Source organism: Actinophytocola sediminis (assembly GCF_054779715.1).
The window spans coordinates 23923-50343 of sequence record NZ_BAAGXS010000020.1 but is presented as its reverse complement, the minus strand read 5'-3'; the positions used below and the strand labels follow the sequence as shown (position 1 = coordinate 50343).

Sequence of the window (26421 nt, the reverse complement as noted above, 5' to 3'; positions counted from 1 at the left end):
GCTGCATCGAGGTTCGCCGCTGGGGCCTGAAACCCGGCGACGGCCTCGGCGANACCTGAAGGGCGGACCTGAAGGGCGGACCTGAAGGGCGGACCTGAAGGGCGGACCCGGGCGGCGGACTCGGCGGTGAACTCCCGAAGGAACGGCCGTGGTCTGCGTGCGGGCTTCGGTCGAGGCTTCGGGGATCGTTGGTGGTCCTGGTGGTCAGCGTGCTCCGGGCCAGGGGCCTGGCGGCGATGCCGGTATGTCCTCGTCGGTGGTTTCCGTGCGGTAGATGCTCATGCCGCGCGCCTGGTAGTTCGCGAGCGCGGCTGGACCGTCCAGCGAGCAGGTATGCACCCACACCCGCTCGTCTGTCAGCTCCCACGCCCGCCGCAGCGCGACGGTCAACAGATGCCCACCGATGCCTCTGCCGACGAAGGCCGGTAGCAGCCCGAAGTACGCGATCTCGACGCCATCACCGGCATCACCGCCATCACCGGTGGCGCCGTCCAACTCGACGTACCCCACCGGGGTGCCGCGTAGGTATGCCACCCAGGTCTCCACTCCGGGGCGATTGAGCCAGTCCTGCCAGCGCTGCCACGACCAGTCGAGCCGGTCGATCCAGTGCCAGTCGCCGCCGACCGCGGTGTACAGGAATCGGCTGAACTCGGGGTTGGTCAGTTCCGAGCGAGTGCAGGTCACCGCTGCCGGGGCGGCGGGACGGAGCTGGTCGGCGGCGGTCTGTTCCAGGTACCAGGTCGTGATCTCCACAGACCGATAATGCCGTTGCGCCTGGTACGCCGCTGTCCGCGGGGGCATGCGGATGGCACGTGTTAGTCGTCGAGCAGGGTGCGTACCGCCGTGTCCTGATCGGTGGGGAAGACCAGGACGCGCAAACGTTCGCCATCCTCGGTTGGCACGGTGGTGGCCGTTACGCCCGCCGCCTGTAGCCGTTGCTCGACGAACCGGGCGGCGGCCGTGGACGGCACCGTCGCCACCTCGCGCAGCAGTCCGTAGTCCTTACGGTGCGCCTTGTCCGTGTCGAGGTTCGACGCCCACCACAGCACCGCCGCGAGCAGGCCGATCACGCCCAGCGGTATGAACAGGGTGTAGGCCACCATCCCATTGTCCTCCGTGCGGCGTTCACCACAACATCTGCTGACGGGGTTACTGGCCAGTACTCTCGGGTGAATCCGGGTCGACGGGGAGGTGTCCGATGCCGTATCCGACCGATGACGAGCGGGATCGTCCGTGGGTGATGCGTACCTACGCCGGGCACTCCTCGGCCGCCGCGTCGAACCGGCTCTACCGGCGTAACCTCGCCAAGGGGCAAACCGGGCTCTCGGTCGCGTTCGACCTGCCGACCCAGACCGGCTACGACCCCGACGACCTCCTCGCCCGCGGCGAGGTCGGCAAGGTCGGCGTCCCGGTCAGCCACCTCGGCGACATGCGTCAACTCTTCGACGGCATCCCGCTGGCCGAGGCCAACACCTCGATGACCATCAACGCCACCGCCATGTGGCTGTTGGCCCTCTACGTCTCCCTCGCCAAGGAGCAGGCCGACGAGCAGGGCGCGGACTGGCACGAGGTCGTCGGCAAGCTCAGCGGCACCACCCAGAACGACATCATCAAGGAATACCTCTCCCGCGGGACCTACGTCTTCCCGCCCGGGCCGAGCCTGCGCCTGATCACCGACATGGTCGCCTGGACCGTCGCCAACGTGCCCCGGTGGAACCCCACCAACATCTGCAGCTACCACCTCCAGGAAGCCGGCGCGACCCCGGTCCAGGAAGTCGCCTACGCGCTGTGCACGGCCATCGCGGTGCTCGACGCCGTTCGCGACTCCGGGCAGGTGCCGCAGGACAAACTCGGCGACGTCGTCGCGCGCATCTCCTTCTTCGTCAACGCCGGCGTGCGGTTCGTCGAGGAGACCTGCAAGCTGCGAGCCTTTGCGACGCTGTGGGACGAGATCACCCGCGACCGGTACGGCGTGCGAAACCCCAAGCACCGTCGGTTCCGCTACGGCGTGCAGGTCAACTCGCTCGGGCTCACCGAGGCCCAACCCGAGAACAACGTGCAGCGCATCGTGCTCGAGATGCTCGCGGTCACCCTCTCGCGCGGTGCCCGCGCCAGGGCGATCCAACTGCCGGCCTGGAACGAGGCACTCGGCCTGCCCCGGCCATGGGACCAGCAGTGGGCGCTGCGCATTCAGCAGGTACTCGCCTACGAGACCGACCTGCTCGAGTACGAGGACATCCTCGACGGCTCACCGGTGATCCAGGCCAAAGTGGACGAGATCGTCGCCGGCGCGAAGGCGGAGATCGAACGGGTGCAGGACCTGGGCGGCGCGGTGGCCGCCGTCGAGAGCGGCTACATGAAGACCCAACTCGTCGCCTCGCTGGCCGAACGCCGCAGGCGCATCGAGGGTGGCGAGGACATCGTCGTCGGGGTCAACCGGTTCGAGACCACCGAACCCAGCCCGTTGGCCGGCGACGGTGCGATCGAGACGATCACCCCCGGCGCCGAGGAGGAGGCCGTCGCGGCGATCGAGGCCTGGCGCGCGCAACGTAACGAGTCCGAAGTGGACAAGGCACTCGAACTGCTGACCACCGCCGCGCGCACGGACGCCAACCTCATGGAAGCCACCATGGAGTGCGCCCGCGCCGGGGTCACCACGGGAGAATGGGCAGGCGCGCTGCGCGAGGTGTTCGGCGAGTACCGAGCGCCGACCGGGGTCTCGGGTGCCGCCTCCGGGCACGACACCGCGAGCAGCCTCGCCACCGTCCGGGAGCGGGTGGCCGCCACCGGCGAGGCCCTCGGCGGTCGGCTGCGCATGCTGGTCGGCAAACCCGGTCTCGACGGCCACTCCAACGGCGCCGAGCAGATCGCCGTCCGCGCGCGGGACGTCGGCTTCGAGGTCGTCTACCAGGGCATCCGGCTCACCCCGGAGCAGATCGTGGCCGCCGCGGTCCAGGAGGGCGTGCACGTGGTCGGCCTGTCGATCCTGTCCGGCTCCCACCTCGCGGTGGTCCCGGAGGTCGTGGCCGGGCTACGGGCCGCGGGTGCGGGCGACGTGCCCGTCGTCGTCGGCGGAATCGTCCCGCCGGAGGACGCGCGCGTTCTGCGCGAACACGGCGTCGCCAGGGTGTTCACGCCCAAGGACTACGAACTCACCGAGATCATGGACCAGATCGTGGACGTCGTCCGGGAGGCGCACGGCATCCGTACCGCGGCGGAGTGAACCAGTCCACGACGCGTCGAAGTTCCGCGCTGGCGCCGCCGATGCACCGCACTCCGGAATGCGGCGAAATCCGGTACCGGCGCGGCGCGTGAGTTGCAGGTCAGCGGCGCATGGCCAAGGCTGGTCGAGCCAGGATTACCGCGATCGCCGGGCGTCCGTCGTGATCTCTACATCTCTTTTTGCTAACAGCACTCCATGATCCTTCACCTACCTTTGACCCGTTCGAACGATGCCCCTACGTTCATTTTTCATTCGGTGTAGCGAAACGTGAACGTGTGTACGAAAAGGACTGACATGGCTAATTGGACACGGCGGGACTTCTTCAGGGTCGGCGCGATCACCGGGGCGGTCGCCCTTGGCGGACCGACACTACTCGCGGGGTGCTCGGAGGTGCCGCAGGCCGGTGAGGGCGGCACACTGCAGCGGGTCAGAGACGCGGGCTCGATCAAGGTCGGCATCGCCGGCGAGGTCCCCTACGGCTACACCGAGAACGACGAGGTCACCGGCGAGGCCCCCGAGGTCGCCAGGGCCGTGTTCAAGGCCATGGGCATCGACCGGATCGAGGCGACGCAGGTCGAGTTCGACCAGCTGATCCAGGCGCTCACCGCCGGCCAGTACGACATGGTGGCCGCCGGCATGGCGATCCTGCCCAAACGCTGCAAGAACGCCCAGTTCTCCATCGTCGACTACGTCACGCCCACCGCGTTCCTGGTGCCCAAGGGCAACCCACAGCAGATCAACAACTTCGACGACCTCAAGGCCAAGGGTGCCGCGGTCGCGGTACTCGCCGGCACGGTGGAGGAGCAGGTCGCCGAGGACCTCGGGGTCCCCGCCGACAAGATCCAGCCCTACGAGGGTCAGCCCGAGATGCTGCAGGCCCTGCTCGACCAGCGCGCGTACTGCGGCGCGCTGACCGACATCTCGCTGCGTCGGATGGTCGAGGACAACCCCGACGCCCCGCTCGAGGTCACCGAGGGCTTCATCCCGGTGGTCAACGGCAAGGAGCAGGTCCAGGCAGGTGGGTTCGTGTTCCGCCCCGGCGACGCCGACCTCGTCGACGAGTTCAACACCGAGCTGAAGAAACTGCAGGACAGCGGCGAGTGGCTGCGTATCGTCGAGCCGTTCGGCTTCACCGAGGACAACCAGGTGCCCGACGGCGTGACCACCGAGAAGCTCTGCGAGGCCACCTGAGAGTAGGCGGCCATGTTCGACAACATCGGATTGTTCGTCGAGACCATCGCCGCGGGCCTGCTGCTGACCGTTGAGGCGACTCTCGGTGGCATCGTGATCGCCATCCTGCTGTCGTTCGTCTTCGGGCTGGCGATGCTGTCCCGCCTGCGGGTGGTCCGGGTGCTCGCCAGGATCTACGTGGAATTCTGGCGCGGCACGTCCGAGGTGGTCCAGCTGCTCTGGATCTACTTCGCGCTGCCGGTACTGATCGGCTACCAGATCGTGCCGCTGGTCGCGGGCATCGTGGTGCTCGGCCTGAACTTCGGCGCCTACGGCGCGGAGATCGTCCGCGGCGCCGTCCAGTCCGTGCCGAAAGCGCAGTACGAGGGCTGTGTCGCGCTCAACCTCACCCCCGCGCAGCGGATGCGGCGGGTGATCCTGCCGCAGGCACTGGTCGAGATGGTGCCGCCGTTCAACAACCTGTTCATCCAACTGCTCAAGGGCAGCGCCCTGCTGACCATGATCACCGTGCACGAGATGACCTACCAGGCCCGCGAGGTCCTGATCGACCGGCACGTCTCGCAGGCGGCCACGATCTGGATCGTCGTTCTGCTGTTCTACCTGGCGCTGGCGATCGTGATCACCTTCTGCATGCGGCTGCTCGAGCGCTGGGCCGGCCGGCTCGTCGGGCGCAAGCCACCACGACGGGGGATCTTCAGCCGGGACAAGAAAGCCGTGTTCGTCGACGCCGGCGTCGGCGGGCTGGCCAGTGCCGACCCCCGGCCAGGAGGTGACCGGTGATCTGGGACTGGGACTACGCCTGGGAGGTCCTCCCGGAGATCGTCTCGGACGGGTTGCGGACCACCCTCGTGGCGACCGTGCTCGGCTCGATCATCGCCTACACCTTCGGTCTGGTGCTCGCGTTGCTCCGCCGGTCACCGATCCGGGTCGTCAGCACCATCACCTGGGCGTTCATCGAGTTCATTCGCAGCACCCCGCTGCTGGTGCAGATTTTCTTCTTCTTCTTCGTGCTGCCCGACTTCGGGTTGAAGTTCGACCCGCTGACCACCGGTGTCATCGCGATCGGACTGCACTACTCGACCTACACCGCCGAGGTGTACCGGGCCGGCATCGAGGCCGTGCCGCCGGGGCAGTGGGAGGCGGCCACCGCGCTGAACCTGCCGCGCCGCCGGACGTGGACCGCGGTGATCCTGCCGCAGGCCATCCCGCGGGTACTGCCCGCGCTGGGCAACTACACGATCTCGATGCTCAAGGAGACACCGCTGCTGCTCATGATCGGTGTGCTGGACATCGCCGGGGAGGCCCGCCAGGCCGGTTCGCGCGCGTTCCGGTACGTCGAGCCGATCACGATCGCCGGCGTGCTGTTCCTGGTGTTGAGTCTCGCAGCGTCCCTACTGGTTCGAGGGTTGGAGCGGCGTGTCAGATACCGCAACTGAGATGATCCGATTCGACGACGTCGTCAAGAAGTTCGGCGACGTCGTGGTGCTCGACGAGCTGAACTTCTCGGTGCGGCCGGGCGAGTTCGTCACGCTCATCGGTCCGAGCGGATCGGGCAAGACGACGATCCTGCGGCTGCTGATGACCCTCGAACAGGTGACCAGCGGCCAGATCTCCGTCGACGGCGAGTACCTGAGCCACATGCGGCGCGGCACGCGGCTGGTCCCCGCCGACGAGAAGTACCAGCGGAAGGTGCGCCAGCGGATCGGGATGGTCTTCCAGCAGTTCAACCTGTTCCCGAACATGAAGGTGCTGCAGAACCTCACCGAGGCGCCCATCCGCTCGCTCGGCCTGTCCAGGCCGGAGGCGGAGGAGCGGGCGCACGAGCTGCTGGAACTGGTCGGCCTGACCGACAAGGTCAACGCCCACCCCTCCCAGCTCTCCGGTGGCCAGCAGCAGCGGGTCGCGATCGCCAGGGCGTTGGCGATGCGACCGGACGTGCTGCTGCTCGACGAGGTGACCTCGGCCCTGGACCCGGAACTGGTGGCCGGCGTGCTGGCGTTGCTCAAGGACATCGCGAGCACCACGGACATCACGTTCCTGTGCGTGACCCACGAGATGAACTTCGCGCGCGACGTGTCCGACCGGGTGCTGATGTTCGACAACGGCCAGATCGTGGAGGACGCCGCGCCGGACAAGCTGTTCAGCGAACCGGACAACGAGCGGACCCGCACGTTCCTGCGCGCGGTGTTGGAGCGCGGCTAGGCACGCGCGCCCAGACACGCGCGCCTAGGCTCGGCTCATGTACGAGCACCTGCTGGTCAACCGGGACGGCGACACGGTCCGGATCACGATGAACCGGCCGTCGCGCCGCAACTCGTTGTCCTTCGACCATCTCACCGAGCTGCTGGCCGCCTTTCGGGAGGCGGCCGGCACCGAGGCCACCGGGATCGTGCTGGCCGGCGAGGGTCCGGTGTTCTCCGCCGGTCACGACTTCGGTGACGTCGCCGCCCGCGACCTCGTCGGCGTGCGGGACCTGCTGGCGTTGTGCACCGACCTGATGCGCACCATCCAGTCGGTGCCGCAGGTGGTGGTCGCCCGCGTGCACGGCCTGGCCACCGCGGCCGGCTGCCAGCTGGTCGCCTCCTGCGACCTCGCGGTGGCCGCCGAGTCGGCGGGGTTCGCGCTGCCCGGCGGCAAGGGCGGCTGGTTCTGCCACACCCCGGCGGTCCCGGTCGCCCGCTCGATCGGCCGCAAACGGCTGATGGAGCTGGTGCTCACCGGCGACACCGTCGACGCCGCGACCGCTCAGGACTGGGGCCTGGTCAACCGGGTGGTGCCGGACGCCGACCTCGACGCCGCGGTGGCCGAGCTGCTCGGCAGGGCCACCCGGGGCAGCCGGGCGAGCAAGGCCATCGGCAAACAGACCATCTACGCCCAGCTCGACCGGCCAGAGGCCGACGCGTACGCCATCGCGGTGGAGGTGATGGCCTCGGCCGCCCAGCTGCCGGGCGCCCGCGAGGGCATGGCCGCGTTCCTGGAGAAGCGCGCCGCGCGATGGCCTGACTGAGCCGGGGAGGGGAGTCGGCTAGCCTGCCCTGCGTGCGTCTCGTGATCGCTCGTTGCCAGGTCGACTATGCCGGCCGACTGACCGCCCACCTGCCGATGGCCACCAGGTTGCTGTTGGTGAAAGCGGACGGCTCGGTGTCGGTGCACTCCGACGACCGCGCCTACAAGCCGCTGAACTGGATGAGCCCGCCCTGCTGGCTGACCGAGGAACCGGGGACGTGGACGGTCCAGAACAAGGCCGGGGAGAAGCTGATCATCACCCTGGAGGAGATCCACCACGACTCCAAGCACGAGCTCGGCGCCGAGCCCGGCCTGGTCAAGGACGGCGTGGAGGCTCATCTGCAGGCACTGCTCGCCGAGCACATCACCACCCTCGGCGATGGCTACGCCCTGGTCCGCCGCGAGTACCCGACCGCGATCGGTCCGGTGGACATCCTCTGCCGGGACGCGGCCGGCGTGGCCGTGGCCGTGGAGATCAAGCGGCGCGGGGAGATCGACGGGGTCGAACAGCTCACCCGGTACCTGGAACTGCTCAACCGGGACCCGCTGCTGGCGCCGGTGAACGGGGTCTTCGCGGCCCAGCAGATCAAGCCGCAGGCCCGCACGCTGGCCGAGGACCGCGGCATCCGCTGCGTCACCCTCGACTACGAGGCCCTGCGCGGCCGGGACTCCAACGAGTTCCGGCTGTTCTGACGGCGGCGAACAACGAGGTACCTCGCACATGCCGCCCGCCAAGTGGCTACGGTGCACGTGTGAGGGGATTCCTGTTGGCCGTGGCCACGCTGTTACTGGTCGCCGGGTGCGGTACCCAGGTCGACACGGCCAAGGTCACCTACCCGCGGACCACGCTGCCCGCCGGCCAGGCCGCGCCGACGGAGGCCACCGGCGGCACCGAGCCCCCCGTGGCCAAGACCAACGACCCCGCGTTCGCGCCGGACAAGCTCCGCGCGATCAACCCGTGCGACCTGCTCGACCCGGAGGTCCTCGAGGAGGTCGGCGCGCCGGCGGAGGAGCCCAACCACGGCGGGTTCGACGAGTGCGCGAACTACATGACCGACGGCAAGGGCAACGACCTCAACATCACGCTCACTCTCGGTGACGCGGTCGGGAACGCGGTCGACGCCACCGAGAACATCGGCGGCCTGCCGGCCATGGAGAAGACGCTCGACACCGGCGACGCCTGCTTCGTCACCGTGATCACCTCGACCTCGCCGAACCTCGGCCTGGTGGTGCAGGTCGGCGGGAGTGCCGAGGAGCTGTGCGCGGCCGGCCGCACGGTGATGACCTCGGTCGTCGAGCGCATCCGGTCCGACCCGCCTCCCTACGACCTGGCCAAGGGCTCGCTGATCGACCTCGACCCGTGCACGCTGTTCAAGGCCGACGAGCTGACCGAGCCGCTCGGCGGTGAGGTCGAGCAGCAGGCCTACGACCTGCACCAGTGCTCCTGGTCCAGCCCGGTGGTCAAGCTCGACGTCCGGCTGCGCCTCGGCTACGACCCCGACGCCAGCAGTGATGGCGCCACGGTGGACCTCGGCGGCGGGATCACCGGCCATCAGGAGAAGACCATCTCCGCCGCCGCGCGCTGTGTGCTGGACTGGAAGCACCGGTCGTTCGCCGGCGACGACGCGGAGATCGTCTCGCTGACCTACGAGAAGCGCACGGCCGAGGAAGGCGACGACCCCTGCGCGCCGGCCACGATGATGGCCAAGAACCTCATCTCGACCCTGCCGAAGGCCTGAGCGGCCACGACCGCCTCGTGAGCTGAGCCACGACCGCCCAGCCAATCTTGTTACCGGCAGGTAGCATCCGGCGTGCCCGGTTCGTCGGTCTTCGGAGGTTGCGATGGCGCGCGAGTTCGGCTGTGTCGGGGTTGTCGGGCTGGGCACGATGGGTGCGGGCATCGCGGAGGTCGTCGCGCGGACCGGCGTCACGGTGATCGGCGTCGAGCGCGACGCCGCCGGCATCGAGCGCGCCCGGGAGCATCTGGCGTACTCGACCGAGCGCGCGCTCGCCGGCGGCAAGCTCGACCCGGCGGCCAGGGAAGCCCTGCTGGCCCGGATCACCTACACCACCACGCTGGCCGACCTCGCCGACGCCGACCTGGTGGTCGAGGCGATCCCGGAGAGCCTCGAGCTCAAGACCCAGGTGTTCGCCGAGCTGGACCGGGTGTGCCGGCCGGACGCGGTACTCGCGTCCAACACCTCGTCGCTGTCGGTCACCGAGATCGGCGTGCACACCGGGCGCCCCGGCAAGGTCGTCGGGCTGCACTTCTTCAACCCGGCGCCGGTGCTCAAGTTCGTGGAGATCGTGCGCACGGTGGTGACCGAGCCGGACGTGGCCGCCGACGTCGAGGCGTTCGCGCGCAAGCTCGGCAAGGAGCCGGTGGTGATCGGCGACCGCGCCGGGTTCATCGCCAACGCGCTGCTGTTCGGCTACCTCAACCACGCGGCGTCGATGTTCGAGTCCCGCTACGCCACCCGGGAGGACCTGGACGCGGCGATGCGGTTCGGCTGCGGCTACCCGATGGGTCCGCTGGCGCTGCTGGACCTCATCGGACTGGACACCGCCTACGAGATCCTCGAGACGATGTACCGCCAGTCGCGCAACCGGTTGCACGCGCCCGCGCCGATCCTGCGCCAGCTGATCACCGCCGGGTTGCTCGGCCGCAAGAGCGGGCGCGGCTTCTACACCTACGACGCCGTCGACTCACCGGTCGTGGTGCCCGACGGGCACACCCCGACCCCGGCCGCCGCGGCCGGGCGGTCCACCCGGGAGGTCACGCGGGTCGGCGTGGTCGGCACCGGCACGATGGCGACCGGCATCGCGGAGGTGTTCGCCAAGAAGGGGTTCGACGTCGTGCTGCGGGCCCGCGCGCAGGACCGGGCGCGGGCCGCGCTGGCGGCGATCCGCGGGTCACTGGACCGGCAGGTGGTCAAGGGCAGGCTGGCCGAGGCCGACCGGGAGGCGGCACTGGGCCGGGTGCGCGGCGTCGTCGAGTTCGACGAGCTCGCCGACTGTGACCTGGTGATCGAGGCGGTGGCCGAGGAGCTGTCGATCAAGCGCGCGGTGTTCGGCGCGCTGGACGAGGTGGTGAAGCCGGGCGCGGTGCTGGCGACCACCACGTCATCACTGCCGGTGATCGAGTGCGCGGCGGCGACCACCCGCCCGGCTGATGTCGTCGGGCTGCACTTCTTCAACCCGGCGCCGGTGATGAAGCTGGTGGAGGTGGTGTCGACGATCTCCACCGCCGACGACGTGGTGGCGACCGTGGCGGCGCTGTGCCAGCGGGTCGGCAAACACCCGGTGCACTGTGCCGACCGGGCCGGGTTCATCGTGAACGCGCTGCTGTTCCCGTACCTGAACGACGCGGTGAAGATGCTGGAGGCGCACTACGCCGAGGCCGACGACATCGACACCGCGATGAAGGTCGGCTGTGGGCTGCCGATGGGCCCGTTCGAGCTGCTGGACGTCGTCGGCCTCGACGTGTCGCTGGCGATCGAACGGGCGCTGTACTACGAGTTCCGCGACGCGGGCTTCTCGCCGGCGCCGTTGCTTGAGCACCTGGTCACCGCGGGCCGGTTGGGCCGCAAGACGGGCAAGGGCTTCCGCGACTACGGCTGATCACGGCTAGCCGCAGCAGCCGCCACCGCAACAGCCGCCACCGCCACCGCCCGCGCCGGCCGGTGCCGGCGCGCCCGCCCCGCCGGTCAGCGCGACGGTGGAGAGCAGCTTGACGGTGTTGGCGTGGCCTGCCGGGCATTCAGCCGGGTCGCCGGAGGCGCTCATGGGGCGCTGGACATCGAAGGTCTGGGTGCACTCGTGGCAGCGGTACTCGTAGGTCGGCACGTCTGTATTGTGCCCTGCCGCTACCGTGAACAGTCGTGCCTCGCCGTAATCGGGAGCGCCGCGCCGCGGCGCCGCCATCCCCAGCGCTGACCGGTGGCTGGCAGCGGCTGGAGGCCGCGGCCGACGGCGAGTGGCTGGTCCGCCGGGTGACCGGCACGCAGACGACCAAGCAGTATCGATGTCCCGGTTGTGACCAGGAGATCCGGCCGGGTACCGCACACGTGGTGGTGTGGCCGGCCGACGAGACCGGCGGGGTGGCCGACCGCCGCCACTGGCACGAGTCCTGCTGGCAGGCCCGGCATCGCCGGGGTCCGATTTCCCGGCGCTGGTGAGGCCGCTGCTCCGTTCGGGTGGCCGGGGAGAAAGTTCGCGAAAATCATGGGCGCCCGTGTCTGTCCGAGCGTCTCCGTTTCGACGTGTCTGTAAGGAACGCGGAATTCGGAGGACACCATGTCGCACCCACTCGGCCCGCTCGCCCACAACCTCACCGCCTACGCCATCTACGCCACCGCGCAGTCCGAGATGCGGCGCGCGTACTCCCTCATCGACGCCGGCCGGTACCCCGACGCCGCCAGCGAGATCGACTCCGCCGCCCGCGCCGCCGAGGTGCTCGTCAGCGCGTCCGCCGCGGTGGACGAGAAGCACGCCGAACACTGGCGCCGGGTCGTCGTCGCCAGGCGGCGCTTCGCCGAACGGGTCCGCGCCGCCACGCCGGTCACCGCGCACGCGGCGTGAGGCGTCGAAGACCGTCGTAGGTGGACGGCGAGGGGACGGTCAGCGCTCGAACGCGCGGGCGGCGGCGAGGAACGCGTCGTTCTCCTCCGGCAGGCCGACGGTGACGCGGGCGCCCTCACCGAGGAACGCGCGCACCACGATCTTCTGCGCGAGCAGGTGCTCGTTGAACTCCGCGGTCCGGTCGCCCAGCGGCAGCCAGACGAAGTTCGCCTGCGACGCGGGCACCTCGTAGCCCATGGACACCAGCTCGGCGCGCACGCGTTCGCGCTCGGCGCTCACCGGCAGGCAGCGGGCGAGCAGCTCCGGCGCGGCGTCCATGGCGGCGATGGCGGCGGCCTGCGCGACCCGGCTGACCGCGAACGGGATCGCGACCTTGCGGACCGCGGCGGCCACCGTCGGTGACGCGACGGCGTAGCCGACCCGGATGCCGGCCAGACCGTAGGCCTTGGAGAAGGTGCGCACCACGGCCAGGTTCTCCCGGTCGGACACCAGGGTCAGGCCGTCGGGCAGGCCGGGGTCGGTGACGAACTCCCGGTAGGCCTCGTCCAGCACCACCAGCACGTGGTCGGGCACGGCGTCGAGGAACCGCGTGAACTCCTCGGTGTACAGCGCGGTGCCGGTGGGGTTGTTGGGGTTGGCGATGAACATGACCCGCGTGTTGTCGTTGACCGCGGCCAGCATCGCGTCCAGATCGTGGCGGTAGTCGCTGGTCAGCGGCACCCGGATGCCCTGAGCGCCGGCGATCTGCGTCACGATCGGGTACGCCTCGAACGACCGCCAGGCGAACACGACCTCCTGGCCGTCGACGCACATCGCCTGGATCAGCTGCTGGCACAGGCTGACCGACCCGCACCCGATCGCGAGCCGGTCCGCCGGCATGCCGACGTACTCGCTCGTGCGCGCCAGGAGATCGTCGTTGGCCATCTGCGGGTAGCGGTTGACCTCGGTCGCGGCCTCGGCGATCGCGGCCAGCACGGCCGCCGGCGCTGGGGTGGAGACTTCGTTGCTCGACAGGTTGACCGCGCCGGGGATCTTGCGTCCCGGGATGTAGTCCGGGAGGTTGGCGAGGTCAGCTCGGACGGTGAGGGCCATGCCCGCATCATTGCATTCGACGGTGGTGGATGGTGACCTGCACATGAGTGACCCGGTCGTGTTGTTGCACGCGTTCCCGCTCGACTCCCGGATGTGGGACGGGCTGCGGCCCGCGTTGGGGTCGCGCCTGGTCACCCCGGATCTGCCGGGCTTCGGCGGCGCGCCTGCGCCGGTGGCACCGTCGCTGGCGGCCGCGGCCGCCGCCGTGCTGGCGTCACTCGACGAGCGCGGGGTCTCCCGGGCGGTGTTCGGTGGCTGTTCGATGGGCGGCTACGTGGCACTGGCGGTGTTGCGCGCGGCGCCGGCCAGGGTGAGTGGGCTGGTGCTGGTCAACACGAAGGCGTCGGCGGACTCGGCGCGGGCGCGGGAGAACCGGTTCGCGATGGCCGAGCGGATCGACGCGGAGGGCACCGGCTGGCTGCCCGACGCGATGCGCACCGGTCTGCTCGGCGCGACGACGCTGGCGCATCGACCGGCGGTCGAGGCGCGGGTGCGGTCGCTGATCGCCGCCCAGCCAGCGGCGGCGGTGGCCTGGGCGCAGCGGGCGATGGCCGACCGGCCGGACTCGGTCGAGCTGTTGGCCGGCTCGGGGGTGCCCGCGCTGATCGTGCGCGGGGTCGAGGACACGATGATCCCGGCCGAGGAGGCCGAGGTGATGGCCTCGGCGTTGGCCGGCTCGACGTCGGTCGAGCTGGCCGGTGTCGGCCACCTCGCCCCGTTGGAGGACCCGGCCCACGTCGCCGACACGCTGACCGGCTGGCTGGCCCAACACTGAACGCCCCAGGTCAGCGGCGTCTGCGTCGCGCCCGGGGCTCGTCGTCCGGCCGCAGCGGGACGTGCGGTTCCTCGTCGCCGAGCAGGCCGAGGAACTCCGCGGCGATGCGCTGGGCCGACTCCGCCACGGTCGGCGGCTCCTCGCCCGCGCGGCGCAGGCTCGCCGAGCGGAGCCTGGCATAACCGCGCACCGCGGTCGGCCTGCGCTGGCGCACCACGAACGCCGGCTCGTCGGTGAGCACCTCGGACAGCTCACGGTCGATCAGCACGGTGCCCGGCCGGGCGATCGAGGTCAGCCGGCTGGCGATGTTCACCACCGAGCCGAAGATGTCGCCATATCGGCTCAGCACCCTGCCCAGCGCCAGGCCCGCGCGCAGCGGCGGCACGTCGGCCGCCGCCTCGGCCCGCTCCACCAGGGTCAGCGCGATCTCCGCGCCGTCGGCGGGGGAGTCGGCGACGAACAGCACCTCGTCGCCGAGCAGCTTCACGATCCGGCCGTGGTTCTCGGCGACCACCTCGGCGACGATCGCCTCGAAGTGCTCGATCACGGTCTCCAGCTCGGCCTCGGTGGAGCGGCGGGTAAGGCTGGTGAACCCGACCATGTCGGCGAACCCGACGACCTGCCGCCGCTCGTCGAGATCCTCGTCGGGGGCGACCAGCATGCGTACCGAGTACGCGGCGAGGTGCCGGCGCCACACGAAGTTCAGCAACTGCTCCATGGCCGGCGTGATGTGCTCGACGAGCTGGGCGAGTTGGCGCTCGTCGGTCAGCTCCGGGTGGGCCGTGAGCAGGTCGCGCAGCAGCAGGACCTGCGACTCGGCCAGCCGGGACATGTGCTGGCCGAGCATGCGCGTGGTGGACAGCGCGGCGGCTGGACCGACCACGCCCGCCTGGATCAGCCCGTTGGCGATGCGCAGGGCGCTGATGTCGCCGTCGGTGAACACTGTCGCGTCGTCGCCGACGGTGGCGAACCCCAGGGCACGCCACAGGTCCAACGCCCGGTCGACCGGCACGCCGGAGCGCTCGGCGACCTCGGCGCGGGTGTACTGGCGGGCGCCGCCGAGCAGGATGTGCTCGATGCGCTGCTGCAGCGCCTCGACATCCGGCTCGGTCACGTGGTGTGCACGATGAGCACGTCGACGTCGGACTTGCGGGCCACCTCGGCCGGCACCGAGCCGAGCAGCCGGCCGGCCAACGTGTTCAGGCCGCGGTTGCCGACCACCAGCAGGTCCGCGCCGCGCTCACGGACCACTGTGGACAGCGTGGGCACCGGCTCGCCGTCGACGACCACGGTGTCGATCTTCGTCGCGCCCGCGGCCCTGGCGCGATCGGCGGCCGCCCGGACCGAGTCCTCCGCGGGGGTCGAGCCGACGACCTGGTAGGCGACGTCCTCGCCGAGCTGGTCCTGCGCGCGGGCCACGTCCGGTGGCCGGGCGGGGTGGTAGGCGCACGCGATGACCAGCGTGGCGCCACTGTCCGCGGCGATGCGCGCGGCGCGGTCGACCGCGAGGTACGAGGAGTCCGAGCCGTCCGTGCCGACGACCACGGTCTGGTAAGCCGCCATCTGTGCCTCCCGGATAGCGCTATCTACTCGCGAGTAAACCTACCCTGCGGTGCAAGTGCCGCCTCCGGCCCCCGAGATCCAGCCCAATGACCGGCACCGACGGTTTCCTGGGCGTGGTTGGGTGGGGTATGGACGACGCGGTGGGGATGCTCGAGGTCGCGGTGGACGAGGCGCGCAGGGGACTGGCCGAGGGTGGGATCCCGATCGGCGCCGCGCTGTTCGGTCCCGACGGCGCGGTGCTCGGGCGCGGACACAACCGGCGGGTCCAGGACGGCGACCCGTCGACCCACGCCGAGACCGCCGCCTTCCGCGACGCCGGCCGCCGTCGCCACTACCGCGACACGACGATGGTCACCACGCTCTCGCCGTGCTGGTACTGCAGCGGCCTGGTGCGCCAGTTCGCCATCGGCCGGGTGATCATCGGTGAGGCGACCACCTTCCACGGCGGCCACGACTGGCTGGCCGACCACGGCGTGGCGATCACCGTCGTCGACGACGCGCGGTGTGTCGCGCTGATGCGGGAGTTCATCGCCGCGCGCCCCGACCTGTGGTTCGAGGACATCGGCGAGTAACCGCCCTGAATGCCCCATTCGGGACGGTGAACGTCGCCAATGCCTCATTCAGGGCATGGCGGCGGTGGGGTGACCTAGTTCTTGACGATGCGCCTGGTGGTGGCGTGTGCGACGTCGTCGGGGATGCGGTCGAGATTGGACTCCCACGGCTCCCTCGCCGGGCCGGGGCCTGGCCGGGGGCCGGGGGTCGGCTTCTCGGGCTGCTCGTCGGGCAGCGGCTCGAATGCCGGGGCCGCCAACTCCAGGCTCTCGTGCGCGTCGGTCACCAGGTCGCGGGCCGTCTTGAGCTGGTGGGACACCTTGGCCCGCAGCTGACGCAACGCGTTGACCCGCTGCGCGGCGTGCGCGATCCGGCGGTTGGCCTCCTCGGTCGCCTCGCGGACCCGGCGATGGGACTCGTCGGTGGCCTCCTGCAGCCGCGCGGTCGCCTCGGTCTTCGCCTCGTGCCGGCGGCGGTTGGCCTCCTCGGTCGCCTCCCGCACGCGGCGCTCGGCCTCCGACTTGCTCGTCGCCTCCTGGGTCGCCAGCGCGCGCATCGACTCGGTGCGCCGCGAGGCCATCGCGATCTCGAAGTCCTCCTCGACCGCGGTCCGCCGCTGCTCGGCCTCGGTGTCGAGCCGGGTGCGCTCCGCCTCCGCCGTGGCCGTGATCTCCGCAGCCTCGGCGCGGGCCTTCTCCAGGACGCCCTTGTGCTCGGCCTCCATCGCCGCGCGGCGATCGTTCAGTTCGGCCAGCTGCTTCTCGTGTCGCGCGCGCATCTGCGCGGCGTCCGCGTCGGCCTTGGCGCGGATGTGCTCCGCCTCGACGTCGGCCTTGGCCTTGGTCTCGTCGCGTTCCTCCTGGGCGAGGCGCAGCATCCGCTGCAGCCGCTCGCTCAGACCGGCCATCGTGGTCGGGGGCAGCGAAAGGCGCTCGACCTGACCGCGCAGGTCGTCGATGGCCGAGCGGGCCACCTCCAACTGCGCGGTGAGCTCGCCGGCCTGAGCCGCGGCCGCGTTGCGGTCGGCGGCCAGCAGCTTCAGTTGTCCGTCCAGCTGTTCGAGGTGCTCCTCCACCTGCGCGCGGCTGTAGCCCCGCTTGGTGATGTCGAAGCCGGCTCCCAGCGGTACGAGATCGCGCTCCTCACCTAACGCCATGCGCTCACGCTACCTTGCGCCGCTGATTCCCGTCGGGTGATGGCCATCCCGGCGCCTCAGACCCCCCGGAAACGGTTGATGGCAGGCAGGTGACGGGCCCGCGTCTCCTGGTCGGTGACCCCGAGACCCTCCTCCGGCGCGAGGCACAGCACGCCGACCTTTCCCTGGTGCGCGTTGCGATGCACGTCGTAGGCGGCCTGCCCGGTTCGTTCCATCGGGTACACACTGGACAGTGTCGGATGGATCTTGCCGCGGGCGATCAGCCGGTTGGCCTCCCACGCCTCGCGGTAGTTCGCGAAATGCGAGCCGACAATGCGCTTCAGATGCATCCACAGGTACCGGTTGTCGTACTGGTGGAGAAACCCGCTCGTCGACGCGCAGGTGACGATCGTGCCGCCGCGTTTGGTGACGAACACGCTCGCGCCGAACGTCTCCCGGCCGGGGTGCTCGAACACGATGTCGGGATCGTCGCCTCCGGTCAGCTCGCGGATCCGGGCGCCGAAGCGCTTCCACTCCTGCTGGTCCTGGGTGTGCTCGTCCTGCCAGAACCGGTAGCCCTCGGCGCTGCGGTCGATGATCAGCTCGGCGCCCATCCGCCGGCAGATCTCCGCCTTGCGCTCACTGGACACCACACACACCGGCGTCGCGCCGCCGTTGAGCGCGAACTGGGTGGCATACGAGCCGAGTCCGCCGGAGGCGCCCCAGATCAGCACCGTGTCGCCCTGCTTCATCCCGGCGCCGTTGGTGGAGACCAGCTGCCGGTAGGCCGTCGAGTTGACCAGCCCGGGACAGGCCGCCTCCTCCCAGGTGAGGTGTGCCGGCTTGGGCATCAGCTGGTTGGACTTCACCAGCGCGAGCTCGGCCAGCCCGCCGAAGTTGGTCTCGAAACCCCAGATCCGCTGCTCGGGGTCGAGCATCGTGTCGTTGTGCCCGTCCGGGTGTTCCAGCGCGACGTCCAGGCAGTGCGCGACGACCTGGTCGCCGGGCTGCCAGGCGTTCACCCCCTGCCCGGTGCGCAGGACGACGCCGGCGAGGTCGGAGCCGACCACGTGGTAGGGCAGGTCGTGCCGCTTGCCGAGCGGCGAGGTCCTGCCGAGGCGCCGCAGGAAGCCGAAGGTCGCCATCGGCTCGAAGATCGAGGTCCACACCGTGTTGTAGTTGATGGAACTGGCCATCACCGCGATGAGCGCCTCGCCTGGGCCGAGCTCGGGAGTGGGGATCTCGTCCACGTGCAGCGACCGGCGCGGGTCCTTGTCGCTGGTCGGCAGGTCGGCGAACATGTCGACCTCGTCGGCGTGCACGGTGACGCCCCGGTAGGACTGGGGGACCGGAAGGGAACCGAGCGCCGCGAAGTCGCCAGCGAGGATGGCGTCGATGAGCTTCCGCATGCCAGGTCACGCTACCGGCCAGTAACGGTCCAGGACCAGCAAGGTGAGCGGCGTGTCACATCGTTTGACCGGCCGGCCAATCAAGGAGCATGATGAGTGACGAGGCTTCCCAAGGCCGCAGAACACGGAGGTGGTCTCGATGACGAATGAATCCGCAACGGTCCGTCCATGGACCCGGCCATATGACTGGGCGGAGGTCGTGCTTGGCGTCGTGGCGGTGCTCGCCGCGATCATGGCGGACACCAACAACGCCGCGATGTGGACCATGATCATCCTCGGCGCGCTGGTCGCCCTGGATGGGCTCGCGTCGCTCGCGGCTCCCCGCCAGGTCTACGGCGAGGGGATCCAGATCGTGCTCGGCGTGCTCATGTTCATCTCCCCCTGGGTGCTGGGCTACACCGAGTTCGGCGGGATCTCCTGGACATCGTGGATCGTCGGCGCGCTGACGGTGATCGCCGGCGCGGCCGCACTCCCGGCCGCCCAGGCGGCGCACCGGGCGAGCGGTGGCATGGCCGGGCAACACTGAGGTGAGCCCCGGCGGCCGATTCCCGGAAATCGACTGAACGAGGACGCGGTCCACGACGTGCCCATTGACGGGCTACGTTGTGGACCGCGTTCCTGTCGAGAAGGGGGGACACGACATGCGACTGACCAAGAGAAAAGGCGCCGACCCGTCCGCGCGCGAGCGAATTCTGTCGGCGGCCGAGGAGTTGTTCGCCGAATCCGGCTTCGACGCGACCCCGACTTCCAGGATCGCCGAGCGGGCCGGGGTCCCCAAAGGCCTCGTGCACTACTACTTCCAGCGCAAACCCGACCTGTTGGCCGCGCTCGTGGAGCGGTTGCCCGACGAGCGGGTCGAGCCGGCGGGCGTGGTCGTGCCCGGCGACGTCGCGGCCAGTCTGCGCGGGCTGGTCGCCGAGCTGGACGCGCGGCTGCGCGCCTCCTACCTGCTGTCCCACCTGTTGTGGCGGGAGGCCGACACGCACGCCGCGGTGCGCGACGCGCTGCACCAGCGGTTCACCCACATCGTCGACCAGGTGCGGGCGGTGATCCTGGCCGCGTCCACCGGCAGCCCGCCATCGGCGATGGTGGACACCGCGGCCGGGCTGCTCGCGCTCGCGGTGAGCTACCGGCACTCGGTGGCCCGCCACGACGAGACCGACGGCATCGCCAGCGCGGCGGCGATCGAGCGGGAGGTCGACTTCATCGCCGGCGCGCTGACCAGGCCCGCGCGGGAGGCGTGAGGCCGCGGGGTCAGTCCTGCCGCGGGGCCTGCTCGACCAGCTCGACCAGCACGCCGCCGGCGTCCTTGGGATGCACGAAGTTGGCCCTGCTGTTCGCCGTGCCGATCATCGGCTGCTCATAGAGCAGCCGCAAACCTTTGGCCCGCAAGGCATCCATCGCCGCCTCCAGGTCGCTGACCCGGTAGGCGAGCTGCTGCATGCCGGGGCCGGCACGGTCGAGGAACTTGGCGATGGTGGAGTCGGCGTTCAGCGGGGCCAGCAGTTGGATGGCGGTGCCGCCGGTGTCGCCGGGGGCGCGCATCATCGCCTCGCGGACGCCCTGCGTCTCGTTGATCTCCTCGTGGTACAGCTCGAGGCCGAGGACGTCGCGGTAGAAGGCGATCCCCTCGTCCAGGTCGCGTACGGCGATGCCGACGTGGTCGATGCCGATGACATACGAGGTGAGCTCGTCCATACGTGACAAGGTATCGCGCGGATCACCGAGAGTCTGTGCGGCTACTCACATCGTGACCGGTCCGGCAGGCGAGTGCCGAGTATGGTCAAGTTAACGGCCGCTAGCATTTCTGGGAGGCACCAAGTGTCGGGTTCCGTCATCGTCGCCGGGGCGCGTACGCCGATCGGGCGTCTGTTGGGTTCGCTCAAGGACTTCACCGGCGCGCAGCTCGGCGGTATCGCGATCAGGGCCGCGCTCGAGCGCGCCGGGATCGCGCCTGAGCAGGTGCAGTACACGATCATGGGGCAGGTGCTGACCGCGGGCGCCGGCCAGATCCCCGCCCGCCAGGCCGCGGTCGCCGGCGGCATCCCGATGAGCGTGCCCGCGCTGACCATCAACAAGGTCTGCCTGTCCGGCCTGGACGCGATCGCGCTGGCCGACCAGCTCATCCGCGCCGGCGAGTTCGACATCGTCGTCGCCGGGGGACAGGAGTCGATGACCCAGGCCCCGCACCTGTTGCCGAAATCCAGGTCGGGCTTCAAGTACGGCGATGTGACGATGCTCGACCACATGGCCCACGACGGGTTGTTCTGTGCCTTCGACCAGGTCGCGATGGGCGCCTCGACGGAGAAGTACAACGCCCGCTACGGCGTCACCCGCGAGGAGCAGGACGCCTTCGCCGCCCGGTCCCACCAACTGGCCGCCGCCGCCCGCGAGCGGTTCGCCGAGGAGATCGCGCCGGTGGCCGTTCCCCGACGCAAGGGTGACCCGGTGGTGTTCGACACCGACGAGGGTGTCCGCGCGGACACCACGGTCGAGGGGCTGGCCAGGCTGCGCCCCGCGTTCGCCGCCGACGGGACGATCACCGCGGGCACCGCGTCCCAGATCTCCGACGGCGCGGCCGCGGTCGTCGTCATGAGCAAGGACAGGGCCCAGGAGCTCGGGCTGACCTGGCTGGCCGAGATCGACGCGCACGGCGTGGTCGCCGGGCCGGACGCGAGACTGCACGAGCAGCCGGCGAACGCGATCAACGCCGCGCTGGCCAAGGCCGGCCGGTCGGCCGCCGACCTGAGCCTGGTGGAGATCAACGAGGCCTTCGCCGCGGTCGGCATCGTGTCCACCCGGTCGCTGGGGATCAGCGAGGACATCGTGAACGTCAACGGCGGCGCGATCGCGCTCGGTCACCCGATCGGCGCGTCCGGGGCGCGGCTGGTCGTGCACCTGGCCTACGAACTGCGCAGGCGCGGTGGCGGTCTCGGTGCCGCGGCGCTCTGCGGCGGCGGCGGGCAGGGCGACGCGCTGCTGCTGAGTGTCTAGTGTGGACGTTCCGGCGCTGGTCGCGGACGCGCGGGCCGGTCAGGCCCGTGCGGTCGCCCGGCTGATCTCGCTGGTCGAGGACGAGAGCAAGTACCTGCGCGCGGTGGCCGCGGCGTTGTCGCCGCACGCCGGCCGGGCGCGGGTGCTCGGGTTGACCGGGCCGCCGGGGGTCGGCAAGTCGACGTCCACCTCGATGCTGATCTCCGCGTTGCGGGCGCGGGACCTGCGGGTCGGGGTGCTGGCGATCGACCCGTCGTCGCCGTTCTCCGGCGGGGCGCTGCTCGGCGACCGGATCCGGCTGCACGACCACACCACCGATCCGGGGGTGTTCATCCGGTCGATGGCCACCCGGGGGCACCTCGGCGGGCTGGCGACCGCGACCCCGCAGGCGGTGCGCGTCCTCGACGCCGCGGGTTTCGACGTGGTGCTGGTGGAGACCGTCGGAGTTGGACAGTCCGAAGTGGACATCGTGGCGCTCGCGGACACCACGGTCGTGTTGCTGGCGCCCGGAATGGGCGACGGGATCCAGGCGGTCAAGGCGGGCATCCTCGAGGTGGCCGACGTGCTGGTGGTGAACAAGGCCGACCGGGACGGGGTCGACCAGGCGGTGCGCGACCTGCAACACATGATCGCGCTGGGCAGGCGGGGGACCGGACCGTCGTGGCGGCAACCGATCGTGCGCACGGTGGCGACGACCGGCGCGGGCGCCGACGAGCTGATGGCCGCGCTGGACGCCCACCACGACTGGCTGGTCGAGCGCGGGGAGCTGGCGGTCCGGCGGAGCAGGCGCGCGCGCGGCGAGATCGAGGCGATCGCGGTGCGGGAGCTGCGTGCGCGGCTGGGTGGCGTGCGCGGCGGTGCGGTGCTCGACCGGTTGGCCGGGCAGGTGGCCGCCGGCGAACTCGACCCCTACACCGCCGCCGACGAACTCACCGGCTTCGCCACCCCTCGGCCTTAGTCATGCCCTGAATGAGGCATTGGGGACGGTGAACGTCCCGAATGACCCATTCAGGGCTTCAGCTGTCTGTCGGGGGGAGGCAGCGGATCGCCGACAGGTCGCCGTCGATGGTGACCGCGCCCGCCGCGTGGGGCAGGACGAACGTCTCGCCGGTGGTCACCGCGATCGAGCCGGCGTGCTCGGTGTGCAGGACACCGTTGCCGGACAGGGCGACCAACACCGCGAACGACGGCGCCAGCTCCGCTCCGGCCCGCACCCGCTCGGCACGGAAGAACGACTGCGCCGGCTGGCCGAACAGATCCCGCACCGGTGCCCCGGTGTCCTCCTGGTGGCGCACCAGTTCTCCGAGGTGCTCCCCGCCCCAGCCGCGCCGGTCGACACAACCCAGCGCCGTCTCGAAGCCGACGCCGAGGTGGCCGCCCGCCTCATCGTCGAGAAAGTCCTTCCACTCCAACGTGACCGACAGGTCCGTCGGCTGCTGGAGCTCCACGATGAACACCCCGGCGTCGATCGCGTGCGGCACCCCCGCCGGCACGAACACCGTGTCGCCCGGCCGGACCCGGACCTCGTTCAGCGCGCCGAGCATGGCTGCCGAGTCCTGGCGGGCGACCCAGTCGGCGACCGTGGCCGGTGACTGCTCCTCGGTGAATCCCACGTAGACGGTCGCGTCGTCCTCGGCCGTGCCGACCACGATCCACGCCTCGGTCTTGCCGTAGCGGGAGTTGTAGTGCGCCGAGGCGAACTCGTCGGACGGGTGGCAGTGCACCGGCAGCCGCTGGCCGGCGTCGAGCAGCTTGACCAGCAGCGCCGAGTCTGCCCCGTAGTTGGCCAGATGTGCCGCGCCGAGCCAGTTGTCGGCGTGTTCGGCGACCGCGTCGCGCAGCAGCCCACCGGAGGGCAGCCGGGACAGGCCGAGATCGCGCTGACCGTGGAGCGTGGTGCACGAGGCGACCCAGTCCTCCGGGCCGAACGTGCGCGCCCCGGCGTCTCCCCGCAGGGCGGCGATGGCCGCGCCGCCGCGGTAGAACCGCTCCGGCTGGTTCGCCGCCAGCAGCACTGGACGGCGTCCTTCGGTATCGGTCACGGGCCAACCTCTCCGGATCCTCGTGGTATGAGCCGAACCGGAAGCACGATACGGCGGGGTGGTGCACTGTCGCCGTCCAGCCGGGCGAACAGCAGCTCAGCGGCGGTCTGACCGAGCACGCCGGGGTCGACGGCGACCACGGTCACCGGCGGGTCGAGCAGGTCGGCCAGTTCGAAGTCGTCGAAGCCGACCAGTGCGGGGCGGGTGGGGGCGCCGGCGAGCGCGCGCAGCAGCAGCACGGTGATCCGGTTGTTGCCGGTGACCACGGCGGTGGCCGGGCTGGCGCCGCCGCGCAGCCTGGCCAGCACGCCGGGCAGCGCGGCCGCGGTGTGCGGGCCCATGGCCACCAGCGTGTCGTCGTAGGGGATGCCGGCGCGGGCGCAGCCCTCGCGGAAGCCGCGCAGGCGTTCGCCCGCGGTGAAGATCTCCTGCGCGTCGCCGAGGAAGGCGATCCGCCGGTGGCCGTGCCCGGCGAGGTGGGTGACCGCGGTGGCGGCGCCGGCGAGGTTGTCGACCAGCACGGTGTCGGCCACCACGTCGCCCGGCGGCCGGTCGACGAACACCACCGGCAGGCCGGAGGTGATCTCCGGCGCGAGGTAGGCGTGCTGGCGGCCGGCCGGGACCACGATCAGCCCGTCGACCCGGCGGGCGCAGAACTCCAGGGACAGCTCGCGTTCGCGGCCGGGGTCCTCATCGGACGAACCGGTGAGCACCTGGCGGCCGTTGCGCCGGGCGATCTCCTCGGCGGCGCGGGTCAGGCCGGAGTAGAACGGGTTCGCCACGTCCTCGAGCACGAGCCCGATGGTGCCCGTCGACGAGCCGCGGCGGAGGTTGAGCGCGCCGACGTTGCGCCGGAAGCCCAGCCGTTCGATGGCGGCCAGCACCCGCTCGGCGGTCTCGGCGTGCACGCCCGGCTCGTCGTTGACGACCCGGGACACCGTCTTGATGCTCACGCCGGCGAGCCGGGCCACGTCGCTCATGGTGGCTCGGCGAACGGTACGCGCGTGGGGCGTAGACAACGTTGTCATAGTGGCTGCGAGGAGTGGGGGTCGAGGGCTGGAGGTCGTCACCCATCCTGACGTGGCCGCAATGTTTCCGCAAGTCGCCCGCCCAGGGGGAAACCACCGACAAGGTTGTCACCCACCCCCCGGGCCTGAGCCCGAACCCCCAACTCACCTGTCCCGAACGTCGGACTCGCGAACCTCGCGAGTCCAACGCTCCCGCCCGGCGAGTCCAACCGTCCCGACAGCGCGGCCCGCTCGCCAACACGTCACCGGCGTTGGACTCGCGGGTCACGAGGGTTGGACTCGCGACGGTCAGGGGGTGGCTTTGGCGCCGGTGGGGGTGGCGGCGTGCCAGGTGCCGGCGACGCCGTGGCCGAGGGTGTCGCCGGGTTGGCGGTCGCCGGTGAAGCGGTAGAGGGGCCAGCCGTTGATGGTGACCTGGCGGTCGCCGTCGACCCGGGGCATGGTCGCGGCCAGTTCCCTGTCCAGGCCGGCGACGACGAGGTCACCTGCGGCCACCAGCGGCTGCCACGTCACCGTGCACGAGGCGTCGCATTCCGAGGTCGGTGGGTCGGCGCTGTCCTGGTCGAAGCGGTAGAGGGTCATGCCGTCCTGGTCGGTGAGGACCGCGCCGAGACCGTCGATCCGCGCCGCGTTGAGCGAGACCGTGGCCGGGGCAGGCGGCGGCGCCTGGCGCACCGCCGCGATCCTGACCGGCTCGGCGGAGCCGCCGGTGGTCTGGCCGCAGGCCGCGAGCATGCCTACTGCCGTGAAAGTTACCGTGACCAGCAGACTTTTGCTTGACACCAGCGTCCCCTCTCGTGCCCGGCAGGTGTTGACCTGTCCAGCACACGGATTTCGGCGCCGTTTGGTTCAATCTTTTTTCGAGAATTTCGCCGTCGCCGCGAGCAGCGCCTCGGCCATGCCGGTGGTCGCCGTCTCGTGTGCGCCGTCGTCGATCATGATCAGCTGCCCGGCTGGCCACGCGTGGTCGAGTTGCCACGGCGTCCCGGCGAGGTTGCCAAGGTCGAGCTGTCCCTGCACGATCACGCCCGGGATGTCGGCCAGCCGGCCGGCCTCGGCGAGCAGCACGCCGTCCTCGCCGAGGAAGTGCCCGTTGCTCCAGTAGTGCGTGACGATCCGCGCGAAGCCAAGGCGGAACCGCGGGTCCAGGTACCGGGCGCTTGGCGGCATCGTCGGCAGGATCGCGTCCTCCCACGCGGTCCACGCGCGTGCGGCCGCCTCCCGTTCGGCCGGGGACGGCGAGTTGAGCCGGCGGGCGAACCCGGTGGGGATGTCGTCGGTGAACTCGTCGAGGCCGGCCGCGTCCCGGAACGCCGCCCACGCCTCGGGGAACAGCTGCCCCAGCCCACGGACCAACAGGTCCACTTCGGACTGGCGGCCGGTGGCCACCGCGAACAGCACCAACTCCGACACCCGCGCGGGAAAGCGCTCGGCGTAGGCCAGCGCCAGCACCGAGCCCCACGAGCCGCCGAACACCAGCCACCGCTCGATGCCCAACGTGGTGCGCAGCGACTCGAGGTCGGCGAGGAGGTGCTGGGTGGTGTTCGCGGTGAGCGAGGTCGAATGTTCCGCCGCGTGTGGGGTCGATCGCCCACAGTTGCGTTGGTCGAGCAGCACGACCCGGTAGCGCTCGGGGTCGAACCACCGCCGTTGCCCTGGCGTGCAACCGGATCCGGGCCCGCCGTGCAACACCAGTGCCGGCTTGCCGTCCGGGTTCCCGCACTGTTCCCAGTAGACGCGGTTGCCCCCACCGACCTCCAGCATGCCGTGCTCGTAGGGCTCGATCTCGGGATACATGCGGTTCTCCTTCTCCTGCTCGACTATGTTCAC

30 protein-coding genes are annotated in these 26421 nt (G+C 70.7%); 17 read left to right on the top strand and 13 right to left on the bottom strand.

Annotated elements, in window-relative coordinates:
* Nucleotides 1-204: 204 nt before the first annotated feature.
* Nucleotides 205-753, bottom strand: coding sequence for a GNAT family N-acetyltransferase (locus ACYVIP_RS13300; protein ID WP_460395784.1), 549 nt, complete (start codon nt 751-753; stop codon nt 205-207).
* A 62-nt stretch (nt 754-815) separates the two neighbouring features.
* Nucleotides 816-1103 carry a hypothetical protein gene (locus ACYVIP_RS13295; RefSeq protein ID WP_460395782.1) on the bottom strand — a complete coding sequence of 96 codons (288 nt, stop codon included), beginning with the start codon at nt 1101-1103 and terminating at the stop codon, nt 816-818.
* A 95-nt stretch (nt 1104-1198) separates the two neighbouring features.
* On the opposite strand from ACYVIP_RS13295, the gene ACYVIP_RS13290 reads away from it, so the two are divergent.
* From ACYVIP_RS13290 to ACYVIP_RS13250, 9 genes are all read left to right on the top strand, one after another.
* Nucleotides 1199-3223 (top strand): protein meaA, encoded by a 2025-nt coding sequence (locus ACYVIP_RS13290; protein WP_460395780.1) that lies wholly within the window; start codon nt 1199-1201, stop codon nt 3221-3223.
* A gap of 294 nt (nt 3224-3517) precedes the next feature.
* Nucleotides 3518-4414, top strand: a complete 897-nt coding sequence (gene ehuB / locus ACYVIP_RS13285; protein WP_460395778.1) for an ectoine/hydroxyectoine ABC transporter substrate-binding protein EhuB — start codon at nt 3518-3520, stop codon at nt 4412-4414.
* 12 nt (nt 4415-4426) lie between these two features.
* Nucleotides 4427-5194, top strand: coding sequence for an ectoine/hydroxyectoine ABC transporter permease subunit EhuC (gene ehuC / locus ACYVIP_RS13280; RefSeq protein ID WP_460395776.1), 768 nt, complete (start codon nt 4427-4429; stop codon nt 5192-5194).
* Nucleotides 5191-5850: an ectoine/hydroxyectoine ABC transporter permease subunit EhuD gene (gene ehuD / locus ACYVIP_RS13275; RefSeq protein ID WP_460395774.1), complete on the top strand. Its 660-nt coding sequence runs from the start codon at nt 5191-5193 to the stop codon at nt 5848-5850. Before ehuC ends, ehuD begins: the two co-directional genes overlap by 4 nt.
* Nucleotide 5851: 1 nt before the next feature.
* Nucleotides 5852-6616, top strand: coding sequence for an ectoine/hydroxyectoine ABC transporter ATP-binding protein EhuA (gene ehuA / locus ACYVIP_RS13270; protein ID WP_460395772.1), 765 nt, complete (start codon nt 5852-5854; stop codon nt 6614-6616).
* Between the two features lie 37 nt (nt 6617-6653).
* The gene (locus tag ACYVIP_RS13265; RefSeq protein WP_460395770.1) at nt 6654-7421 is read left to right on the top strand and encodes an enoyl-CoA hydratase-related protein; all 768 of its coding nucleotides are present in this window, start codon (nt 6654-6656) and stop codon (nt 7419-7421) included.
* 32 nt (nt 7422-7453) lie between these two features.
* Nucleotides 7454-8113, top strand: a complete 660-nt coding sequence (nucS, locus tag ACYVIP_RS13260; protein WP_460395768.1) for an endonuclease NucS — start codon at nt 7454-7456, stop codon at nt 8111-8113.
* A gap of 59 nt (nt 8114-8172) precedes the next feature.
* Nucleotides 8173-9159: a DUF3558 family protein gene (locus ACYVIP_RS13255; protein ID WP_460395766.1), complete on the top strand. Its 987-nt coding sequence runs from the start codon at nt 8173-8175 to the stop codon at nt 9157-9159.
* 103 nt (nt 9160-9262) lie between these two features.
* The gene (locus ACYVIP_RS13250) at nt 9263-11041 is read left to right on the top strand and encodes a 3-hydroxyacyl-CoA dehydrogenase family protein (protein WP_460395764.1); all 1779 of its coding nucleotides are present in this window, start codon (nt 9263-9265) and stop codon (nt 11039-11041) included.
* Between the two features lie 6 nt (nt 11042-11047).
* On the opposite strand, the gene ACYVIP_RS13245 is transcribed toward ACYVIP_RS13250, so the two are convergent.
* A complete protein-coding gene (locus tag ACYVIP_RS13245; protein ID WP_460395762.1) occupies nt 11048-11266 on the bottom strand; it encodes an FmdB family zinc ribbon protein in 219 nt (72 codons plus the stop codon).
* Nucleotides 11267-11301: 35 nt separating this feature from the next.
* Between ACYVIP_RS13245 and ACYVIP_RS13240 the strand changes: the two genes are divergently transcribed.
* Together ACYVIP_RS13240 and ACYVIP_RS13235 are read left to right on the top strand one after the other, a co-directional pair.
* Entirely contained in the window at nt 11302-11598 is a 297-nt protein-coding gene (locus tag ACYVIP_RS13240) for a hypothetical protein (RefSeq protein ID WP_460395760.1), read from the top strand.
* A 118-nt stretch (nt 11599-11716) separates the two neighbouring features.
* Entirely contained in the window at nt 11717-12001 is a 285-nt protein-coding gene (locus tag ACYVIP_RS13235; RefSeq protein ID WP_460395758.1) for a hypothetical protein, read from the top strand.
* A gap of 39 nt (nt 12002-12040) precedes the next feature.
* Here the strand turns inward: ACYVIP_RS13235 and hisC are convergent, their stop codons facing one another.
* Nucleotides 12041-13093, bottom strand: a complete 1053-nt coding sequence (hisC, locus tag ACYVIP_RS13230) for a histidinol-phosphate transaminase (protein ID WP_460395756.1) — start codon at nt 13091-13093, stop codon at nt 12041-12043.
* 43 nt (nt 13094-13136) lie between these two features.
* Here hisC and ACYVIP_RS13225 point away from each other — a divergent pair, with 43 nt between their 5' ends.
* Nucleotides 13137-13868, top strand: coding sequence for an alpha/beta fold hydrolase (locus tag ACYVIP_RS13225; RefSeq protein WP_460395754.1), 732 nt, complete (start codon nt 13137-13139; stop codon nt 13866-13868).
* 10 nt (nt 13869-13878) lie between these two features.
* Here ACYVIP_RS13225 and ACYVIP_RS13220 read toward each other — a convergent pair whose 3' ends face one another.
* Complete coding sequence (locus tag ACYVIP_RS13220; protein ID WP_460395752.1) at nt 13879-14982, bottom strand: adenylate/guanylate cyclase domain-containing protein; 1104 nt, start codon at nt 14980-14982, stop codon at nt 13879-13881.
* Nucleotides 14979-15431 (bottom strand): universal stress protein, encoded by a 453-nt coding sequence (locus ACYVIP_RS13215; RefSeq protein WP_460395750.1) that lies wholly within the window; start codon nt 15429-15431, stop codon nt 14979-14981. The genes ACYVIP_RS13220 and ACYVIP_RS13215 overlap by 4 nt, the downstream gene beginning before the upstream one ends.
* A 128-nt stretch (nt 15432-15559) precedes the next feature.
* Here ACYVIP_RS13215 and ACYVIP_RS13210 point away from each other — a divergent pair, with 128 nt between their 5' ends.
* Nucleotides 15560-16003: a nucleoside deaminase gene (locus ACYVIP_RS13210; RefSeq protein ID WP_460395748.1), complete on the top strand. Its 444-nt coding sequence runs from the start codon at nt 15560-15562 to the stop codon at nt 16001-16003.
* 74 nt (nt 16004-16077) lie between these two features.
* On the opposite strand, the gene ACYVIP_RS13205 is transcribed toward ACYVIP_RS13210, so the two are convergent.
* Both ACYVIP_RS13205 and ccrA read right to left on the bottom strand, forming a co-directional pair.
* Nucleotides 16078-17139, bottom strand: a complete 1062-nt coding sequence (locus ACYVIP_RS13205) for a chromosome segregation protein (RefSeq protein WP_460395746.1) — start codon at nt 17137-17139, stop codon at nt 16078-16080.
* A gap of 56 nt (nt 17140-17195) precedes the next feature.
* Nucleotides 17196-18527, bottom strand: a complete 1332-nt coding sequence (gene ccrA, locus ACYVIP_RS13200; RefSeq protein ID WP_460395744.1) for a crotonyl-CoA carboxylase/reductase — start codon at nt 18525-18527, stop codon at nt 17196-17198.
* Between the two features lie 139 nt (nt 18528-18666).
* On the opposite strand from ccrA, the gene ACYVIP_RS13195 reads away from it, so the two are divergent.
* Together ACYVIP_RS13195 and ACYVIP_RS13190 are read left to right on the top strand one after the other, a co-directional pair.
* Entirely contained in the window at nt 18667-19053 is a 387-nt protein-coding gene (locus ACYVIP_RS13195) for an SPW repeat protein (protein ID WP_460395742.1), read from the top strand.
* 115 nt (nt 19054-19168) lie between these two features.
* Complete coding sequence (locus ACYVIP_RS13190) at nt 19169-19771, top strand: TetR/AcrR family transcriptional regulator (RefSeq protein WP_460395740.1); 603 nt, start codon at nt 19169-19171, stop codon at nt 19769-19771.
* 10 nt (nt 19772-19781) lie between these two features.
* Here the strand turns inward: ACYVIP_RS13190 and mce are convergent, their stop codons facing one another.
* Nucleotides 19782-20225 carry a methylmalonyl-CoA epimerase gene (gene mce, locus ACYVIP_RS13185; protein ID WP_460395738.1) on the bottom strand — a complete coding sequence of 148 codons (444 nt, stop codon included), beginning with the start codon at nt 20223-20225 and terminating at the stop codon, nt 19782-19784.
* A gap of 123 nt (nt 20226-20348) precedes the next feature.
* On the opposite strand from mce, the gene ACYVIP_RS13180 reads away from it, so the two are divergent.
* Together ACYVIP_RS13180 and meaB are read left to right on the top strand one after the other, a co-directional pair.
* Complete coding sequence (locus ACYVIP_RS13180) at nt 20349-21521, top strand: acetyl-CoA C-acetyltransferase (protein ID WP_460395736.1); 1173 nt, start codon at nt 20349-20351, stop codon at nt 21519-21521.
* 1 nt (nt 21522) lies between these two features.
* Nucleotides 21523-22479: a methylmalonyl Co-A mutase-associated GTPase MeaB gene (gene meaB, locus ACYVIP_RS13175; protein ID WP_460395734.1), complete on the top strand. Its 957-nt coding sequence runs from the start codon at nt 21523-21525 to the stop codon at nt 22477-22479.
* Between the two features lie 58 nt (nt 22480-22537).
* Here meaB and ACYVIP_RS13170 read toward each other — a convergent pair whose 3' ends face one another.
* From ACYVIP_RS13170 to pip, 4 genes are all read right to left on the bottom strand, one after another.
* Entirely contained in the window at nt 22538-23563 is a 1026-nt protein-coding gene (locus ACYVIP_RS13170) for a class I mannose-6-phosphate isomerase (protein ID WP_460395732.1), read from the bottom strand.
* Nucleotides 23560-24543: a LacI family DNA-binding transcriptional regulator gene (locus ACYVIP_RS13165; RefSeq protein WP_460395730.1), complete on the bottom strand. Its 984-nt coding sequence runs from the start codon at nt 24541-24543 to the stop codon at nt 23560-23562. The genes ACYVIP_RS13170 and ACYVIP_RS13165 overlap by 4 nt, the downstream gene beginning before the upstream one ends.
* Before the next feature lie 336 nt (nt 24544-24879).
* Nucleotides 24880-25326 (bottom strand): hypothetical protein, encoded by a 447-nt coding sequence (locus tag ACYVIP_RS13160; RefSeq protein ID WP_460395728.1) that lies wholly within the window; start codon nt 25324-25326, stop codon nt 24880-24882.
* 114 nt (nt 25327-25440) lie between these two features.
* Nucleotides 25441-26388: a prolyl aminopeptidase gene (gene pip, locus ACYVIP_RS13155; RefSeq protein ID WP_460395726.1), complete on the bottom strand. Its 948-nt coding sequence runs from the start codon at nt 26386-26388 to the stop codon at nt 25441-25443.
* Nucleotides 26389-26421 lie beyond the last annotated feature (33 nt).